This window comes from Variovorax sp. YR216, from assembly GCF_900107745.1.
GTDB lineage: Bacteria > Pseudomonadota > Gammaproteobacteria > Burkholderiales > Burkholderiaceae_C > Variovorax.
Genome location: NZ_FNRO01000010.1, coordinates 38,211 through 55,275, shown reverse-complemented (window position 1 = coordinate 55,275; position 17,065 = coordinate 38,211). Strand labels below are relative to the sequence as shown.

The 17,065-nt window shown below is 66.1% G+C and carries 15 protein-coding genes; 6 read left to right on the top strand and 9 right to left on the bottom strand.

Annotated elements, in window-relative coordinates; genetic code table 11:
* Positions 1 to 11: 11 nt before the first annotated feature.
* The 3 genes from BLW05_RS22535 to BLW05_RS22525 are packed head-to-tail and all read right to left on the bottom strand — an operon-like array spanning position 12 to position 3,214.
* Positions 12 to 1,040 carry an amidohydrolase family protein gene (locus tag BLW05_RS22535; RefSeq protein WP_093165800.1) on the bottom strand — a complete coding sequence of 343 codons (1,029 nt, stop codon included), beginning with the start codon at positions 1,038 to 1,040 and terminating at the stop codon, positions 12 to 14.
* Between the two features lie 55 nt (positions 1,041 to 1,095).
* On the bottom strand, positions 1,096 to 2,478 hold the full coding sequence (locus BLW05_RS22530) for an MFS transporter (RefSeq protein ID WP_093165799.1): 1,383 nt from the start codon (positions 2,476 to 2,478) through the stop codon (positions 1,096 to 1,098).
* A gap of 43 nt (positions 2,479 to 2,521) precedes the next feature.
* Positions 2,522 to 3,214 carry a substrate-binding domain-containing protein gene (locus tag BLW05_RS22525; protein WP_093165798.1) on the bottom strand — a complete coding sequence of 231 codons (693 nt, stop codon included), beginning with the start codon at positions 3,212 to 3,214 and terminating at the stop codon, positions 2,522 to 2,524.
* Positions 3,215 to 3,399: 185 nt separating this feature from the next.
* Here BLW05_RS22525 and BLW05_RS22520 point away from each other — a divergent pair, with 185 nt between their 5' ends.
* Complete coding sequence (locus tag BLW05_RS22520) at positions 3,400 to 4,296, top strand: LysR substrate-binding domain-containing protein (protein WP_093165797.1); 897 nt, start codon at positions 3,400 to 3,402, stop codon at positions 4,294 to 4,296.
* Between the two features lie 662 nt (positions 4,297 to 4,958).
* Positions 4,959 to 6,074, top strand: coding sequence for a S1C family serine protease (locus BLW05_RS22510; RefSeq protein WP_093165796.1), 1,116 nt, complete (start codon positions 4,959 to 4,961; stop codon positions 6,072 to 6,074).
* Between the two features lie 40 nt (positions 6,075 to 6,114).
* Here the strand turns inward: BLW05_RS22510 and BLW05_RS22505 are convergent, their stop codons facing one another.
* The 4 genes from BLW05_RS22505 to BLW05_RS22490 form a co-directional block, all read right to left on the bottom strand.
* The gene (locus BLW05_RS22505; protein WP_093165795.1) at positions 6,115 to 7,056 is read right to left on the bottom strand and encodes a 3-hydroxyacyl-CoA dehydrogenase NAD-binding domain-containing protein; all 942 of its coding nucleotides are present in this window, start codon (positions 7,054 to 7,056) and stop codon (positions 6,115 to 6,117) included.
* A gap of 13 nt (positions 7,057 to 7,069) precedes the next feature.
* Positions 7,070 to 7,960 (bottom strand): beta-keto acid cleavage family enzyme, encoded by an 891-nt coding sequence (locus tag BLW05_RS22500; protein WP_093165794.1) that lies wholly within the window; start codon positions 7,958 to 7,960, stop codon positions 7,070 to 7,072.
* 44 nt (positions 7,961 to 8,004) lie between these two features.
* A complete protein-coding gene (locus BLW05_RS22495) occupies positions 8,005 to 9,369 on the bottom strand; it encodes an MFS transporter (protein ID WP_093165793.1) in 1,365 nt (454 codons plus the stop codon).
* 129 nt (positions 9,370 to 9,498) lie between these two features.
* On the bottom strand, positions 9,499 to 10,203 hold the full coding sequence (locus tag BLW05_RS22490) for a Crp/Fnr family transcriptional regulator (RefSeq protein ID WP_093165792.1): 705 nt from the start codon (positions 10,201 to 10,203) through the stop codon (positions 9,499 to 9,501).
* Positions 10,204 to 10,329: 126 nt separating this feature from the next.
* Between BLW05_RS22490 and BLW05_RS22485 the strand changes: the two genes are divergently transcribed.
* From BLW05_RS22485 to BLW05_RS22475, 3 genes are read left to right on the top strand one after another with little or no spacing between them, the layout of a single operon-like run.
* Positions 10,330 to 10,743, top strand: coding sequence for an acyl-CoA thioesterase (locus BLW05_RS22485; RefSeq protein WP_093165791.1), 414 nt, complete (start codon positions 10,330 to 10,332; stop codon positions 10,741 to 10,743).
* Between the two features lie 34 nt (positions 10,744 to 10,777).
* Positions 10,778 to 11,551, top strand: coding sequence for an SDR family oxidoreductase (locus BLW05_RS22480; protein WP_093165790.1), 774 nt, complete (start codon positions 10,778 to 10,780; stop codon positions 11,549 to 11,551).
* Between the two features lie 33 nt (positions 11,552 to 11,584).
* Positions 11,585 to 13,468, top strand: coding sequence for an FAD-binding monooxygenase (locus BLW05_RS22475; RefSeq protein WP_093165789.1), 1,884 nt, complete (start codon positions 11,585 to 11,587; stop codon positions 13,466 to 13,468).
* Positions 13,469 to 13,498: 30 nt separating this feature from the next.
* Here the strand turns inward: BLW05_RS22475 and BLW05_RS22470 are convergent, their stop codons facing one another.
* Positions 13,499 to 14,395: a hypothetical protein gene (locus tag BLW05_RS22470; RefSeq protein WP_093165788.1), complete on the bottom strand. Its 897-nt coding sequence runs from the start codon at positions 14,393 to 14,395 to the stop codon at positions 13,499 to 13,501.
* 15 nt (positions 14,396 to 14,410) lie between these two features.
* Positions 14,411 to 15,091, bottom strand: coding sequence for a TetR/AcrR family transcriptional regulator (locus BLW05_RS22465; protein WP_093165787.1), 681 nt, complete (start codon positions 15,089 to 15,091; stop codon positions 14,411 to 14,413).
* A 144-nt stretch (positions 15,092 to 15,235) separates the two neighbouring features.
* Between BLW05_RS22465 and BLW05_RS22460 the strand changes: the two genes are divergently transcribed.
* On the top strand, positions 15,236 to 17,062 hold the full coding sequence (locus BLW05_RS22460) for a tannase/feruloyl esterase family alpha/beta hydrolase (protein ID WP_093165786.1): 1,827 nt from the start codon (positions 15,236 to 15,238) through the stop codon (positions 17,060 to 17,062).
* Positions 17,063 to 17,065: the final 3 nt, after the last annotated feature.

The window sequence follows — 17,065 nt, the reverse complement described above, 5'->3', positions numbered from 1 at the left end:
AGATTGCTGGATTACTTGCCCTTGGCCTTCAAGGCGGCGTCGAGGCGCGGGAAGACACGCCGTGCATTGCCCTCGAACACCATGTAGCGCTGCTCGTCCGTGAGGTTGGCGGTGGCGCTCACATAGCGCTTGGTGTCGTCGTAGTAGTTGCCGGTCTCCGGATCGATGCCGCGCACCGCGCCGATCATCTCGCTCGCGAACAGGATGTTCTCGACCGGGATCACCTTGGTCAGCAGGTCGATGCCCGGCTGGTGGTACACGCAGGTGTCGAAGAAGATGTTCTTCAGGATGTGCTCGGAGAGCAGCGGCTTCTTCATCTCCTGCGCCAGGCCGCGGAAGCGGCCCCAGTGGTAAGGCACTGCGCCGCCGCCGTGCGGAATGACGAACCTGAGCGTCGGGAAGTCCTTGAACAGGTCGCCCTGGATGCACTGCATGACCGCGGTGGTGTCGGCGTTCAGGTAGTGCGCGCCGGTCGTGTGGAAGCAGGCGTTGCAGCTCGTGCTGACGTGGATCATGGCCGGGATGTCGTACTCGACCATCTTCTCGTAGATGGGGTACCAGTGGCGATCGGTCAGCGGCGGGCTGTTCCAGTGGCCGCCCGAGGGGTCCGGGTTGAGGTTGATGCCGACGAAGCCGTATTCCTTGACGCATTTCTCCAGTTCGGGAATGCAGGTCTTCGGATCGACGCCCGGCGATTGCGGCAGCATGGCCGCGCCGATGAAGTTGTCTGGGAACAGCTGGCTCACGCGATGGCACAGCTCGTTGCAGATCGCGGCCCAGGTGCTGGAGACCTCGAAGTCGCCGATGTGGTGCGCCATGAAGCTCGCGCGCGGGCTGAAGATGGTGAGGTCGGAACCGCGCTCCTTCATCAGACGCAGCTGGTTCGTCTCGATCGATTCACGCAGCTCGTCGTCGCTGATCTTCAGGTCGGCAGGATTCGGTTTGGCCGATGGGTCCTTGATGCCGGCGATCTGGGCATTGCGCCAGTTCTCCAGCGCCTTCGGCGCCGTCGTGTAGTGGCCGTGGCAGTCGATGATCATGCTTGAGCTCCTGTTCTGTTTTGCAGTAGGTGAATATGTTCGGCCTGTTTGCCGGTCAGTGGGCGACAACCTGCATCGCCGCACCGCCCGCCGGGCCGGTCACGCGGTTCTTGATGAGCAGCGCCGCCGCGGCGATCAGCCCGGGGATGCCCACGATCAGGAAGACCTGCGGCAGTTCCAGGTGACGACGGGAGAGTTCCGCGACCAGGAACGAACCGGCGATGCCGCCGAAGCGACCGATGCCGAGCATCCAGGAAACACCGCTCGCCCGTCCGGACGTGGGATAGAACTCAGCCGCCAGTGCCTGCATCGACGACTGCGAGGCGTTCATGATCAGGCCAGCCAGGAACACTGCCACCACGAGCGATGCCACGCCGGAGCCGAGCACCTGCCCGATCAGCGCCACCGCGATGGCGGTCAGGAAGTAGCCGACCGCAATGATGAGGTTGGCGTTCCAACGGTCCATCAGCAGACCGAAGAAGATGGCGCCCACGCCGCCCAGCTGGAACAGCGCCGCGACGATCGAAGCCTGTGCGGGCGGGATGCCGGACTCCTTGAACAGCACCGGCATCCAGTTCACCAGCCCGTAGACGATGACCAGGCCCATGAAGTAGGCGATCCAGAGCATCAGCGTGCCGACGATGAACTTGCTGGTGAAGATCAGCCGCAGGCCCTGCGGACCGGCCTCGCCTGCCGCATGGGCCGGCTCGCGCATTTCATCGAGCGTGAAACTCTCTACCTTCGCGGCGCGCGGCGTGATGCGGGACAGCACCTTGCGAATTCGGTCGGCCGGATAGCGGCGCGCGACCATGAAGCGCACCGACTCGGGAAGCGCCACCAGCATCAGCACCGCCAGCAGCAGGGGCACGATGCCGCCGAGGATCAGCAGGCTGCGCCAGCCGAAATGGGGAATCAGCCAGGCCGCGAAAAAGCCGCCGAAGGCCGAACCCACGGGGAACCCGCAGAACATGCAATTGGTGATGAAGGACCGCTTGCTGTCTGGACAATATTCATTCATCAGCGTCACCGCGTTGGGCATCGCCGCACCGAGGCCGAGACCGGTGATGAAACGCCAGATCGTCAGGGACGTCAACGAGCCGGAACTGGCCGACACGAGGGAGGCCGCGCCCATGATCACGACCGCGACGGTCAGCACGCTCTTGCGGCCGAAGCGATCGGCCAGCGGGCCCGCGCTCAGTGCGCCGAACGCCAGCCCGAACAGGGCGGCGCTCAGCACCGGGCCGAGATCGCCCTTGTCGATGCCCCACTCGCTGATGAGCGACGGCGCGATGAAGCCGATGGCCGCCGTATCGAAGCCGTCGAGCAGCACGATGAGAAAGCACAACCCGAACACCATCCATTGGTAGGGCGTGAAGGGGGTTTCATTGAGCAGGGTCTGGACATTCGCCTGCGATCCGCGAAGAGTCGTTTCAGTCATTGCGTCTCCCGTTTGTTGTGTGATCGGTTGAAGAAAACTGCGCTCAGGCCGCGTCCATGCCCTGGCGCCGCTTGGCCTCGGCCGCTTCGGGCGAGGCCATGAAAGTCAGCAGGCGGCGCACGGCGTCGGCGTTCGCCGAACCGGCCACGATGCCGCCTGAGAAGGTGGTGGTGATCTGGATCTCTGCCGGCAGCGGGCCGACCACGTCGATGCCTTGCAGGCTGATCAGTTCGCTCAACTGCTGGAAGCCGAGCGCGACTTGCCCCTGGGCCACCAGCGAGCCGACGGGGACGCCGGGCGGGGCCTGCACCGTGCGCTCGCGCACCTGTTCGGCAATGCCCCAGCGCTCGAAGAGCTTCTGCAGTGCGACGCCGCTGGGGCCGGTCGAATAGCCGATCGTGGGAGCTGCCAGCACGGCCTGCCGGACAGTCGCTTCGGAGCTCAGATCTGGATGCGGCGTGCCCGTACGCACCGCTACCGCGACGCCGGAATGCACGAGGTCCACCTTGCTGCCCGGCACCACGCGCCCGGCGGCCTGCAGCTTGTCGATGGCGTCGGAAGCCAGGAAAACGACGTCGAAGGGTTCCTCGCCACCCTGCACGCGACGGGCCGCATCGACGCCGCCGACCGATTCGATGGCGACTGGTTCGCCGCCGCGCGTCGTCCAACCCTGGACCAGTTCGGCGAGAACCTGGCGGGTCGCCATGGACGAGATGCCTCGCAAGGGAGTGGTCATGCACTTGTCTCCTGATAGATGCTTCGCTCGGATGAAAGCGGCGGGAAGCTGAGCCGGATTGTCGGAAGGGCAACGCCTTCTGAACAGCGACTTCTGTTGCTATCAGTTAGAGCAAATCGGCATATCTTTCGATAAGATTCCCGTTTTCGCGATACCTATTGTCACGATCGACAGCGGCGGCGGACGTGGATCTCAAGCAACTTGAATATTTCGTGCGCGTAGCGGAGCTCGGCAGCTTCACGCGGGCCTCGCAGGTGCTGGACGTGGCTCAACCGGCCCTCTCCCGCCAGGTGCGATCGCTGGAGGTGGAACTGCGCCAGAACCTCCTGGCGCGCAACGGCCGCGGCGTCACGCTGACCGAGGCCGGGAACCTCCTGCTGGAGCATGGGCGAGGCATCCTGCACCAGGTCGCGCGCGCACAGGAGGAGCTGGCCTTCGAGCGCGGCGGTCTGGCCGGCCGCGTGGCGCTGGGCCTGCCTCCCAGCGTGGCCCGCGCCTACGCGGTGCCGCTGATGCGCGAATTTCGCCAGCGGCTGCCGCAGGCGCAGTTGTCGATCACCGAAGGACTGAGCATCTCCATGCAGGAGTCGCTGGCCTCCGGCCGCCTCGATGTCGCGGTGCTCTACAACGCCCAGCCCACCGCGGGCTTCGACATCCTTCCCCTGATGGAAGAGGAACTGGTGCTGGTGCAACAGCGCCCGCTCGGCCTGGCGGAAGACCCGCCGCTGCCCGTGTCCGCGCTGCAGTTGGCCGATTTGCCTTTGATCATTCCCAGCCGGCCCAATGCCATTCGCATGCAGGTGGAATCGGAATTGGCCGCGCTTGGCCGGCTGCCGCAGGTGGCGATGGAAATCGACGGCGTTCCTGCGATCCTCGAACTGGTCGCCGAGGGACTGGGCAGCGCCGTCCTGACGCGCCACGCGGTGGCGAGCTCGGTGCGGCCCTCGGCTTACATGGTGCGGCCGATCGGCGAGCCGTCATTGCGGGTGCGGGCCTGGTTGGCGACCAGTTCGCAACGACCGGTCACGCGCACCCAGCAGGCGGCTATCAAATTGCTGAAGGAACTGGTGGCGAGCCACTGATCTCGGCCGTCGCCTCAAGCTTTTCCAAGCGGCGGCCGCGAGAACGATCCGGAAGCGGTGGGTTTGCCGGCCCGGCGAACCGGTTCGGCCAACGCCGTCATTCCGCGAATTCAATCTCTATCGTGGTGTCGGCCTTCGTGCCGGCCATGGTCCCCGTGGCGATGGCCTTGATCGTTCCAGCCATGACCGCGCCGCTGGTCGTAGTGCGGTGCCGGGCCGTAGTACACGGGAGGCGGAGCAACGTAGACGGGACGCGGCGGAGCGACGTACACCGGGGCCGGGACATACACCGGGGCAGGTGCAGGAACGGGAAGCACTCCCGGGAGGTTGATGCCCACGCCGACGCTCACGTCGGCGGCATTGGCCGGTGCGGCAAGAAGCATGGCCGCAAGCGCAGCACCAGCAGTGGACAGGCGGAGGAAAGAAGATCGATCGAGGCTCAAGGCGTGGCTCTTGTCGGATAGGGCCCAAAACGGCCCTGCCATGAAAAAGCGACCCGAAGGCCGCGTTTGCTTCCAGACAGGCTGACGAAGCAGCATCGGGCAAGACTAGCACGGATGTGGATGACGAAGAGCGCGAGTACATGCCGAAACACTTGGCACGGCCAGCGCGCCGTATGGATACAAAATCCGTGAACTGCTCCCGCACATGAGCCAGCTCGAATGAAAGCCAATTGGAATACTCTGCATCGACTCTGGATGCTGCTCGCCCAAGCCGTCACCGTGGGCGCCGGCCTGCTGATCGCCTGGCATGCGTTCGGCCCTGCCTCGCCGCCGCCCGCCCGCAACGACGTCGTCACGATTCATGAGGCAGCCGGCAGTACATCGCTGGCGAGCACGATACTTGGCCGGCGCGACACGGGCTATCGCTCGGCAGCGCGCAAGGCGTCGGCCTCGGTCGTCAACATCTACACGCGCAGCGCGTCGAGCCGCCGCAGCCGGCGCGGCCAGGATTCGCTGAGCCTGGGCTCCGGCGTGATCGTCGCGGCACAGGGCTATATCCTGACCAACAACCACGTGGTGGACGGTGCGACTGAAATCGCCGTCATGCTGCCGAGCGGCAAGGTGGCTGACGCGCAGTTGCTCGGCCGCGACCCCGACACCGATCTCGCGGTGCTGAAGGTGGATGCGACGGACCTCCCGCCGATCACGTTCGCGGAGCCGGGCTCGGTACAGGTGGGGGACATCGTGCTTGCCGTGGGGGATCCGTTCGGGGTCGGACAGACCGTGACTCAGGGCATCGTCAGTGCCACCGGCCGGAATCGCCTTGGTATCAACACGTTCGAGAACTTCATCCAGACCGACGCAGCGATCAACCCCGGAAACTCGGGCGGTGCATTGGTGGACATCGACGGCAACCTGGTCGGAATCAATGCGGCCATCTTTTCGGAAAGCGGAGGATCCCAGGGCATCGGCTTCGCGATTCCGGTGAGCCTGGCGCGCGAAGTGATGGACCAGATCATTGCGCACGGGCGCGTCGAGCGAGGCTGGATCGGCGTGGTCGCGCGCGACGCCAAACACGGCGCCGAAGATGCCGCCGGCGCGGTGGTGGAGAAGGTTCAGCGCGGTGGGCCGGGCGAGAGAGCCGGGTTGCGCGTGGGCGATACCGTCACTGCGATGAATGGCAAGGGGATCGCCGATGCCACGGCCCTCATCAATGAAACGGCGATGCTGGCACCCGGCAGCCGTGTCGAGTTCAAGGTGACTCGCCACGGCGTGCCCATGGCCGTTGCAGTCGAGCTGGGCCGGCGTCCGATGCCGGCAGAGCGTCGCCGGTGATCGGCCTTCTCGTCGCGAAGGTCCCCGGCGCTGAATCGCCCTACGGAATCTGCGACTTCGACGCCTTCGTCGCAATCAACTGAACCAGCAGTTCATCCCGCTCACGGAGCATCGCGGCAAAGTCGCGCCCCTTCAGTTCGTCATCGACACCCCGCGCAATCTGATCGATATAGTCGTCCGTCTCCGGATACTTTCCGAGGTCGCGCGCCCATTCGCGCTGCGAGCCCCCCAGATGCTGCAGCAGATGGGTGATGCCCCCTGCCCCACCGGATGCGTGCAGGTTGATGAAGGGGCCGAGCAATGCCCATCGCAGGCCCGGCCCGTACGAGATCGCGGTGTCGATGTCTTCCACCGAGGCGACACCGCGCTGCACCAGCGAGATGGCTTCCTGCCAGAGCGCCACCTGCAGGCGGTTTGCAATGTGGCCCTTGACTTCCTTGTTGATGCGGATGGCCTTCTTGCCGGTCGATGCATAGAACGCCATCGCCCGGGTCACGTTCTCGGCCGACGTCAGCTTGCCGCCGCCAACCTCCACCAGCGGAATGAGGTGCGGCGGATTGAAGGGATGGCCCAGCACGATGCGCTCTGGATGCGTGGCGCCCGCCTGGATCTCGCTGGCCGACAGGCCGGACGAAGACGAGGCGATGATGACGTCGGTCCCCGCGGCGGATTCGATCGCCCGGATCAAGGCGTGCTTGACGTCCAGTCGCTCGGGGCTGCTCTCCTGGATGAAGACGGCGCCCTGCACCGCTTGCGCCACGTCCGTCGTGAACGACAGCCTGTCCTTCGATGCGCCATGCGCCAGGCCGAGCGCCTGAGCGGTTGGCCACTCGGCGTCGACCCATTCGCGCAGGCGCGCCTCGGCGCCGGGCGCCGGGTCCGTCGCCGTGACGTCGAATCCCTGCGCCAGGAAGTGAACCGCCCAGCCTGCACCGATGACGCCGGTGCCGACGACGGCCACCTTGGTGTTCGCTCTGTCCATGATCTCGCGTGTCTCAGCGCAGCGGACGCAGGCCGATGATCTCGCGCGCTTCGGCCGGCGTGGCCGGCTCGTAGCCCATCTCGCGAATCAGCCGGACGAGCCGCTCGACGAGCTGCACGTTGGTGGCCAGCACGCCGTGCTCGTAGTAGAGGTTGTCCTCGAGCCCAACGCGGACGTGGCCGCCCAGCAGCAGCGAGTTCATCGCCGCCGGCAGCTGCGCCGCGCCGATCGCGCTGACGTTGAACACGGTCTTCGCCGGAAGGTGGTCCACCATCGTCTGCAGCAGCTTCGGGGTGTAGGGCAAGGCGCCCTGGAAGGCATTGGCACCGATGACGATGTTGATGAAGTGAGGCGCGTCGTCGAGGCCCTCGTTGAGCGAGCGCTGGACGTCCTGGACGATGTCAGCGAGGCCGAACACCTCCCATTCGGGCTTGATGCCGCGCTCCTTCATCATGGTTGCGATCTGGCGGATCCACGTGGGCGGTGTCGCCACCAGGATTTCCTTGCCGCCGAAGCTCGCAATGACCGTCTGCGCATCGAGCGTGCACATCTCGACGCCCTCGCCCTGCATGCCTTTCAGGCGCTGCTCCCACTGGATCTCCCACAGGCCGTTGGGCAGCTCGCGCACCATGTCCCCGTTGATGCCGCCGCCGGTGGAGTTGTTCAGGATGATGTCGCACTTGTCCCGGATCAGCCGGTTGATGCGGGTGTAGATCGACGGCTCGCAGGTCGCCTCGTCGTCGGGCCGGCGCGCATGCACCGCCACCAGGCTGGCGCCGGCGTTGTAGCAGCGGTAGGTGTCGTCCGCGATCTCCTGCGGCTGCGTCGGCAGGTTCGGGTTCATCTTCTTGGTGGCCATGCCGCCGGTCGGGGCGATGGTCACGATGACTTTGGGTTTGCTCATGGCTCGGGTCTCGATAGAAGGACTTGTGGGGAGGGATGAAGTAATCAGGCGTCGGTGCCGACGCGCACCGCGCTCTTCGGCAAGGCGATCAGGATCGTGAGTCCGCCGACGATGACCAGTGCAGTCAAGGCGCCCAGGCCCATCTGGATGCTGCCGGTGAGGCTCTTGATCCAGCCGATCACCGTGGGACTGACGAAGCCCCCCAGGATGCCGAGCGAGCTGATGACGGCAATGCCGGCGGCGGCCGCGTCGCGGCCGAGGTAGGTCGGCGGAATCGACCAGAACAACGAGCCGCCGCCGAAGATGAAGAAGGCCGCGAAGCACAGCAGCAGCATCACCGGCGCGAAGGCCGTGCCGAGGAACGAGGTGGCGAACAGCGCCGCCGCACCCACGACGAGGGTTCCGCCGACATGCCAGCGACGCTCCTTGAATCGGTCGGAGCTGCGGCTGATCACCAGCACGCCGAGCGCGCCGAAGACGTAGGGAACGGCGGTGATCCAGCCGATCGCCCCGATCGAGGAAATGCCCAGGCCCTTGATCATCGTCGGCAGCCAGAAGGTGACTGTGTAGACCGCGCAGGCACAGCAGAAGTAGACGAAGGCGAGCACGTAGGTCTTTGGGTCCGACAGCGCGGCAGCCAGCTTGCCGTGGTGGCCGGATTTCGCGTCGGCCTTGTGGTCGGCCTTGTGGTCGGCGTCGAGCACCGATTGCACATGGGCCTTTTCAGCGTCGCTCAGCCACGGCGCCTGCGCCGGCTTGTTCGGCAGAAGGCGGTAGAGCAGGAAGCCGATCAGGACGGTCGGCAGGCCCTGCACGATGAACAGCCACTGCCAGCCATGCATCCCGGCCATGCCTTCCATGCCGCCCATGATCATTCCCGACAGGGGCCCGCCGAGCACGCCCGTGATCGGCATGCCGAAGAGGAACAGCCCGGTCACGCGGCCGCGGCGGTGGCTCGGATACCAGTAGGTGAGGTACAGGATGATGCCGGGGAAGAAGCCGGCTTCGAACATGCCCAGCAGCAGGCGCACGCCGTAGAACTGCCAGGGCTCGGTGACGAAGGCCGTGGCCGACGAGGCCAGCCCCCACAGCACCATGATGCGCAGGAAGGTCAGGCGGGCGCCGATCTTTTCGAGGAGCAGGTTGCTCGGCACCTCGAACAGCAGATAGGTGACGAAGAAGAGGCCGGCGCCCAGTCCGTAGATCGCATCGGAGAACGCCAGGTCCTGCTTCATCTGGAGCTGGGCGTAGCCGACGTTGATGCGGTCGAGGAACGCGAAGACGTAGGCGACCAGCACGATCGGCATGACCCGCCAGCTGATCCTGCGATAGATGTCGTCCTCCGCGGATCGGATCGATGACGGGTGGATGTCCGCGACCCCAGGGGCCACCGACGCTGCGTGGTTCATTGCGTGTCTCCTTGTGATGGCGCCATGCCATGGCACGCATCATTCCGGGCGGCCCGCCTTGCCGCAGTCGATCGTCCGACAGTTCGGATAAGGGTAAACCCGAGGGGCGCAATGCGGCCCTCGAAACGCCTACGGCACCAGTCGTTCCAGGCCGGGCAGATCGAGCATGACGATGCCTCCGTACTCGCTTCGCACGAGGCCGGCGTTCTTGAAGCGCATCAACGCGCTGTTGCAGCTCTGGCGCGAGACTGCGGCCAGATTGGCGAGCTCTTCCTGCGATATCTGCAGGTGGCGCTCGCCGCGCGGGTTCGCCAGCGGATGCACCATGCCCATGAGTGCGCGGGCCACCTGGCTGTCGGTATCCAGCAGGCCCTGCGCCGCGTAGTTGCCCATGAACCAGTGCAGGCGCTCGTTCACCTGCAGCAGGAGGAAGTCGTTGAACGACGGCCGGTGGTGGCGCAGCCAGTCGAAGGTGTCGAACGGAATCAGTGCGACCCTGCTGTGGCGCAGCGCCACGAGATCCGACTGGCGCGGCGTGTTGCGGATCAGCGTGCCCTCTCCGAACCAGCTGCCCACCGACTGGCCGCCCAGGGAGACCGTGCGCCCGTCGTGCGCGGTGATCGCCCACTTGACCAGCCCTTCGAGAACGCCATACCAGGCGTGCTGCTGCTCGCCGTGATGGCCGAGCGAATCACCCATCGCCACCGCGCGCTCGGTCGCATCGCGGCGAACCTGCGCCTGCGCGGGCTCGTCGAGCTGGACGAACCACGCGGACTGTTCGAGCAACTCGTCGAGCGTGAGCGACATGGCGGGCGCGCGTTGCTGGCGGCTCATCCCATCCTCCTCGGGCTCAACGCCTTGATATAGGGCAAACCCTTATCCCGAGTGTCGGCGCATCGACTGTGCGTTCGTGCGCAACGAAGAACAATGATCCCTATCGGAGCGAGCAGTTTGAAACCCATGAGCAAGACCATCGTCTATGTCGTCGACGTGCAGTTCGGCGACTGCGATCCCGCGGGCATTGTCTTCTTTCCGAACTACTCGCGATGGATGGATGCCGCTTCGCATCACTACTTCACCGCCTGCGGGCTGCCGCCCTGGCGTGCAATGACGGCGCTGCCGGGCTGCATCGGCGCGCCGCTGCTGGAAATCCACACCCGCTTCCGCACCGCGGTCTCCTATGGCGAGCGCATCGAGATTCACACCAGCGTCGAAGAATGGCGCGGCAAGGTCTTCATCCAGACCCACCGCGTGACGCGGGGCGACACGCTGATCTGCGAAGGGCGCGAGACCCGGGCGCTGTGCGTGAAGGAAGACAGCGGGAAGCTCAAGGCGGTGGTGGTGCCCGAATTCATCCGCGCCGCGTGCGCCTGAGCCAGGCCGCGATCCAGCGATCAAGGAGTTCCCCATGACAGCAGTCGACAGTCAACGCGTCCTTGTCACCGCGGGCGCGGGCGGCATCGGCCGTTCCATCGCCATGGCCTTCGCCTCCGCGGGCGCGCGCGTCCACGCCTGCGACATCGACGCGAATGCACTGGACGAACTGCGCACGCAGGCGCCCGGCATCACGACCAGCGTCTGCGACATCGCCGATCGCGGCGCGGTGCAGCGCATGGTCCAGGAGGCGACGGATGCGCTCGGCGGCCTCGACGTGCTGGTGAACAACGCCGGCATCGCGGGGCCGACTGCGAGCGTCGCGGACATGGACCCGGACGCATGGGAAGCCGTTCTGCGCATCAACCTCACGGGCACCTTCACGGTCACGCAGGCCGCCATCCCCCACCTGAAGAAGTCGGCCGCGGGATCGATCGTGGTGATGTCATCGCTCGCGGGGCGCTTCGGCTACCCGAATCGCAGCCCGTACGCGACCACCAAGTGGGGGCTCATCGGTTTCACCAAGACCCTCGCGCGCGAACTCGGCGAGTTCGGCATTCGCGTCAACGCGATCCTGCCCGGCGCGGTGGACGGCCCGCGCCTGCGCCAGGTCTTCGAAGGCCGCGCATCGGTCAGCGGACGCAGCATGGCGCAGGAAGAAGCGGCGGCGCTGGCCAACCAGTCCATCAAGCGCTTCGTCGATCCGGCGGACATCGCGGCACTGGTGGTCTTCCTGGCTTCCGGCGCCGGACGCTCGATCTCGGGACAGATGATCCCGATCGACGGCGATTCGCAGGCCGCGTCCTGAACCCTCACGCAACACCCAGCGACGGAGGCAAACATGCAGTTCTATCTGAATGGCTACGCGCCCGGCGACCCCGACATCACCAAGGAAAAGCTCCCCGACACCGTCGACGTGCTCATCGTCGGCAGCGGGCCCGCAGGGGCACTGCTGGCCGCGCAGCTGTCGAACTTCCCCAGCATCAGCACCCGGCTGATCGAGCGACGCGAGGGCCCGCTCAAGGTCGGCCAGGCGGACGGCATCGCCTGCCGCACGGTCGAGATGTTCGAGGCCTTCGGCCTGGCGCAGAAGCTCATCCGCGAGGCCTACTGGGTCAACGAGACCGTCTTCTGGCGGCCGTCGAAACAGGACCGCACGCGCATCGAGCGCACCGGCCGCGTGCAGGACACCGAGGACGGCCTGTCCGAGTTTCCGCACCTGATCGTCAACCAGGCCCGGCTGCAGCAGTACCTGCTCGACTACATGCGCATGTCGCCGACGCGGCTCGAGGCCAACTACGGGCTGGAGTTCGTCACCCTGGAGGTCGAGCCCGAGGGCGATCATCCGGTCGTGGTGACGCTGCGCGACGTGGCCAAGGGCTCCGAGAGCACGGTCCGCGCCCGGTACGTGGTGGGTTGCGATGGCGCGCGAAGCCTGGTGCGCAATTCGATCGGCGCGATGCCGCACGGCGACTTCGCCAACCACGCCTGGGGCGTCGTGGACATGCTGGCCGTCACCGACTTCCCGGACATCCGGCTGAAGGCCGCCATCCAGTCCGCGGACGAGGGCAACATCCTGCTCATCCCGCGCGAGGGCGGGTACATGGTGCGGCTCTACGTCGACCTCGGCGACATCGACCCGAACCATCGCGAAGCCATCAAGGACTTCACCCAGGAGAAGGTCATCGCGACGGCCCAGCGCGTCCTGCATCCCTACTCGCTCGACGTGAAACGGGTGGTGTGGTTCGCGGTGTACCAGGTCGGCCAGCGCGTCACCGACCGCTTCGACGACGTGCCCGCGGACCAGGCCGGCTCGCGCCTGCCGCACGTCTTCATCGCCGGCGATGCCTGCCACACCCACAGCGCGAAGGCCGGCCAGGGCATGAACGTCTCGATGCAGGACGCGTTCAACCTGGGCTGGAAGCTCGCCTCGGTGCTCGAAGGACGTGCCGGCCCGGAACTGCTGCGCACCTACCACACCGAGCGCCATGCGATCGCGCAGCAGCTCATCGACTTCGACAAGGAGTGGTCGAAGATCATGGCATCGCCACCGAAGGATCCGGCGCATCCGGAACTCGGCGGTGTCGATCCGCAGGAGCTCCAGGCCTACTTCGTGAAGTCGGGTCGCTACACGGCCGGGGTCGCGACGCACTACACACCGACGACGCCGCTGACGGCCGAAGCAACCCACCAGGACCTCGCCCGCGGATTCACGATCGGCATGCGCTTCCACTCGGGCCCGGTCGTGCGCCTTGCCGACGCCAAGCCGGTCCAGCTCGGCCATGCGGCGCGCGCCGATGGGGCCTGGCGCATCTATGCGTTCGCCGATGCGACCGGCAAGCGGCTGCGGGACCTCATGGCGTTCCTGGCGGATGCGCCGGACTCGCCGATCCACCGCTTCACGCCCACTGGGACCGATGTCGACATCGACAGCGTCATCGACGTCCGCGCGGTCTTCCAGCAGGGACACCGCGAGCTCAAGGTGGAGGAGCTGCCTTCGATCCTGATGCCGCGCAAGGGCTGCTTCGGCCTCATCGACTACGAGAAGGCCTATTGCCCGGATCTCAGGAAAGGCCCGGACATCTTCGACCTGCGCGGCATCGATCGCGCGAACGGCGCGATGGTCATCGTGCGTCCCGACCAGTACGTCTCGAACGTGCTTGCGCTGGACGCGCACAACGAACTGGCCGACTTCTTCGGCCAGTTCCTGCTCGATCGACGCTAGGCATCGGCGGGGACGCGCGCTTCGCGCGGATCAGAAGTCCCCGGCGAATGCTTCGTTTCCGCGCCGGTAGTCGATGTTCGTGATCGCGGGATTGCGGTTGACCAGCGGCCGGTTGAACAGCGGATGCCGCATGCTGCGGACCTCGTGCTCGACCTGGAAAAGGCGGCGTCCGTCTTCGGGATCGCAGATCCATTCGAGCCGCCATTCGTGCGGATCCACGTCCTTCGTGATGAGTCCGCGGTCCTTCAGCCACTGATACGGACCGGAGAAGTCCGCGAGGTAGATCAGGAAATGATGGCCGTCGTAGTCCGGCAAGGGGCGCTCGGTCTCGGTGAACCGCAACGATTGCGAAACGCCGGCCATGACTTCGACGCCCTGCTGCGCGAGGCGCACGGGCGTCTTCATCACCTGCTCGTAGAAACGCCCGATGCCCGCCGCGGTGCCCGGCGGCACGTCGAACTCGATATAGGAAAGGCCGAGTTCCATGCGGCCGAATCGCGCCGAAGGCGCATGGCAGCGGATTCGATTGCCCCACGGGCAACGCAGCTCGATCGCGTCCAGGCCCACCTGGTAGTCGAAGAGATGACCGCGCTCCGGTGCGACGCGTGCCATCTCGGCGCGAACAAAGTCCAGCCGGGCCGCCATGGCGGCGAGGTCGGGCACGACGAAACCGGCGGTGCCGCGCAGCCGCTGCGCCACGGGCGGATGGCCACGGCTGGGCATGTGGACCTGCGTTCGCCCGAAGTTGACCCACATGTTGTCGAGCCCGGTGAAGAGATACGGGTCGCGGGTTCCACCCATCGCCGTCACGTAGAACAGCGTCGCCAGGCGCTGGTCGTCGATCACGCAGTTGTAGTGCTCCAGGAGCACGATGTTGCCCACGCTCTCGGCCGCTCGATCAAGGGGTGTGGAAAGGATCTCGGTCATCGGGTCACCTGTGCGTCAATCTTGAACCGTTTTCCTCGCGGGCGCGAGATACCGGAGCACCACTTCCGTCGCCAGCTTTCGCGTCCGCGCGAGCTGCGCCGGGCTCGACAGGTCGCGCCCGAAGATCAGCCCGAAGGTGTGGCGGTTGGACACGTTGAAGATGCCGAGCGACACCATGACCTGATGAAGTTCGAACGGATCGACATCCTTGCGGAACACGCCCTCTCGCTGGCCACGCTCCAACACGGAGCGGGTCCGTGCGAGGTTGTGGGTGCCGCGGTCGCGCACGATGCCGGTTTGCCTCAGGAAGACGCCTTCCAATTGGTTCTCCACCGCAACGAGCGCGACAAAGCTCGGGTTCTGCGCATAGAAGTCGATCCGGAAATCGATCAGCTTGCGCATTGCCTTTTCCGGATCGAGTTTGTCCACATCCAGCGCCATTTCGGCCAGGTTGATGCCGCGGTACGCCTCTTCCAGCGTCGCCAGGTAGAGGCCCTCGCGCCCGCCGAAGTAGTAATAGATCATGGCCCGCGTGATGCCGACGGCTCGCGCCACGTTCTCCAGGCTGGCGCCCTTGAGACCATGGCTCGCGAACTCCAGCTTCGCAGCCTCGAGCAGCGCGCTGCGATTCAACTCGAGTTCGCCGTCGGCGGTTGAAGTCTTCGATGCAGCGGACGATGTTTTTGCGCGGGCCATGAGCCGAGTATGCGAGATGCGAGGCTGCGGGAAATCCCGGACCGGCGCGTGTTAACAACATTGTTAGCATGAGGCCATCGCGCAAGCGAGCCCATCGATACGCCACGCCAAGACCGCGCGAGCCCTTTCTTCCGGAGAACCGACGTGAAACTGCTCAGCGCCTGCCTGCTCGCCTTGCCGGCCGCCTTGCTGGTGGCCTGCGCATCACCCCAGCCGACGAGCGCCAAGCCCCCTGCGCTCGCCTGCGACGACAGCATCAAGACCGCGTTCCAGCCTGACGCGCAGACCCGCGTGATCGCGGTCCGCCGCATCGCCAAGGGCACGCAGCTCACGGCGGTCGATTCACAGAAGCCGGTCACCGCCGCGCGCGACATGTGTCTCGTCAAGCTGCTCGTGGGCCCCGGCGCCACCGCCGAGAAGGACCCAACCGCGCGCTCCTATACGGAGGGCATCGGCATGGAGATCTGGCTGCCCGACGGCTGGAACGAACGCATCCGCAACTACGGCGGCGGCGGCTGGGTGGGCGGTGGTCATCGCGAGCCCGACAAGATCGGCAGCAAGGTGCCGGCGATCGCCATCGCGAACATGGGATTCGCATCCGGCACGCACGATGGCGGCCAGCCGTGGTACCAGGATGTGTCATTCGCCTTTCTTTCCAACGGCGCGATCAACCTCGAAAGCATGCGCGACATGAGCCGGCGCGCCATGTACGAACAGGCGGTGAAGACCCGTGCACTCGTCGAGGCGTACTACGGCCGCGCGCCACGCTACGCCTACTACGACGGCCATTCCACCGGCGGCCGGCAGGGCCTGAAGGTGGCGCAGGAATGGCCGGCGCAGTACGACGGCTACCTCATCGCACAGCCGGCGGTGAACGCATCGCTGTTCGGGCTCGCGGCGCTCTATCCGCAGGTCGTGATGAAGTCCGACCTGGGCATCTCCGCGCTCGACAAGCCTGCCGCCACGACGTTCGCCCGCAAGGTATCGGCAGCCACCGCGCGCGCGGTCGCGAGCTGCGACAGGCCGAAGCTCGGCTACATCGTCGACCCGGCGTCGTGTGCCTACGATCCCCTGCGCGATGCTGCGACGCTCTGCACCGGCGCAGCGGGCGAAGGCGTCACCGGCACGAACGCCGATGCCGCAACCTGCATGTCCGTGCCCGAGGCTCGCGCGCTGAACAAGATCTGGTACGGCCCGACCACCGACGGCAGCTACGACCCGCAGCAGACGCGGGAAGGCCGCACGGGTGCCGTGCTGGGACCCAAGCAGCTCTGGTGGGGCTTTCCGCGCGGTTCCAACCTGACCGGGCAGATCGTCAATGCCCGCACCGATGTGCTCGCGCTCGCGATGCAGGACGTGCGATACGCCGCCGACGCCTCGGCCAACTCGGACCCGCCGATCGTCAATGCCTCGACACAGGAGCGCAACCGCTGGCAGGAGCTCACCTATGCCAGCTATGCGCAGGCACTGCAGCGCGTGCCCAGCGTCGCCTTCCTGCGCGAGCACCTCGCCGACAAGGCCGAGCTCGCGGAACTGCGCGACGGCGGCCGAAAGATGATCCTGTGGAACGGCCTCGCCGAGGACTCGATCCCGCCCGCCGGCGCCACCTTCTATTACGAGCGGGTCAAGTCGTGGGCCGGCGGCGACGCGCAGACACAGCGCTTCCTGCGCATGTACAACATTCCGGGCATGGCCCACAGCTCGCAGGGCCGCGGCTACACGGTGGCCGGGGCCAACGACATCGTCGCGATGCCCGCGCTCCCGGGTGACAACAACCAGGCGCCCACACGCGAATCGGACCAGATGTTCACCACTCTGCAGGACTGGGTGGAACGCGGCATCGCGCCCGACACGATCGTGATCACCTCGCGCGACAAGGCCACCACGCTGCCGATCTGCATCTACCCGCAGAAGCCGACCTGGAACGGGTCCGGTCCGGCGCGCACCGCTTCGTCGTACGCCTGTCTTTGATCG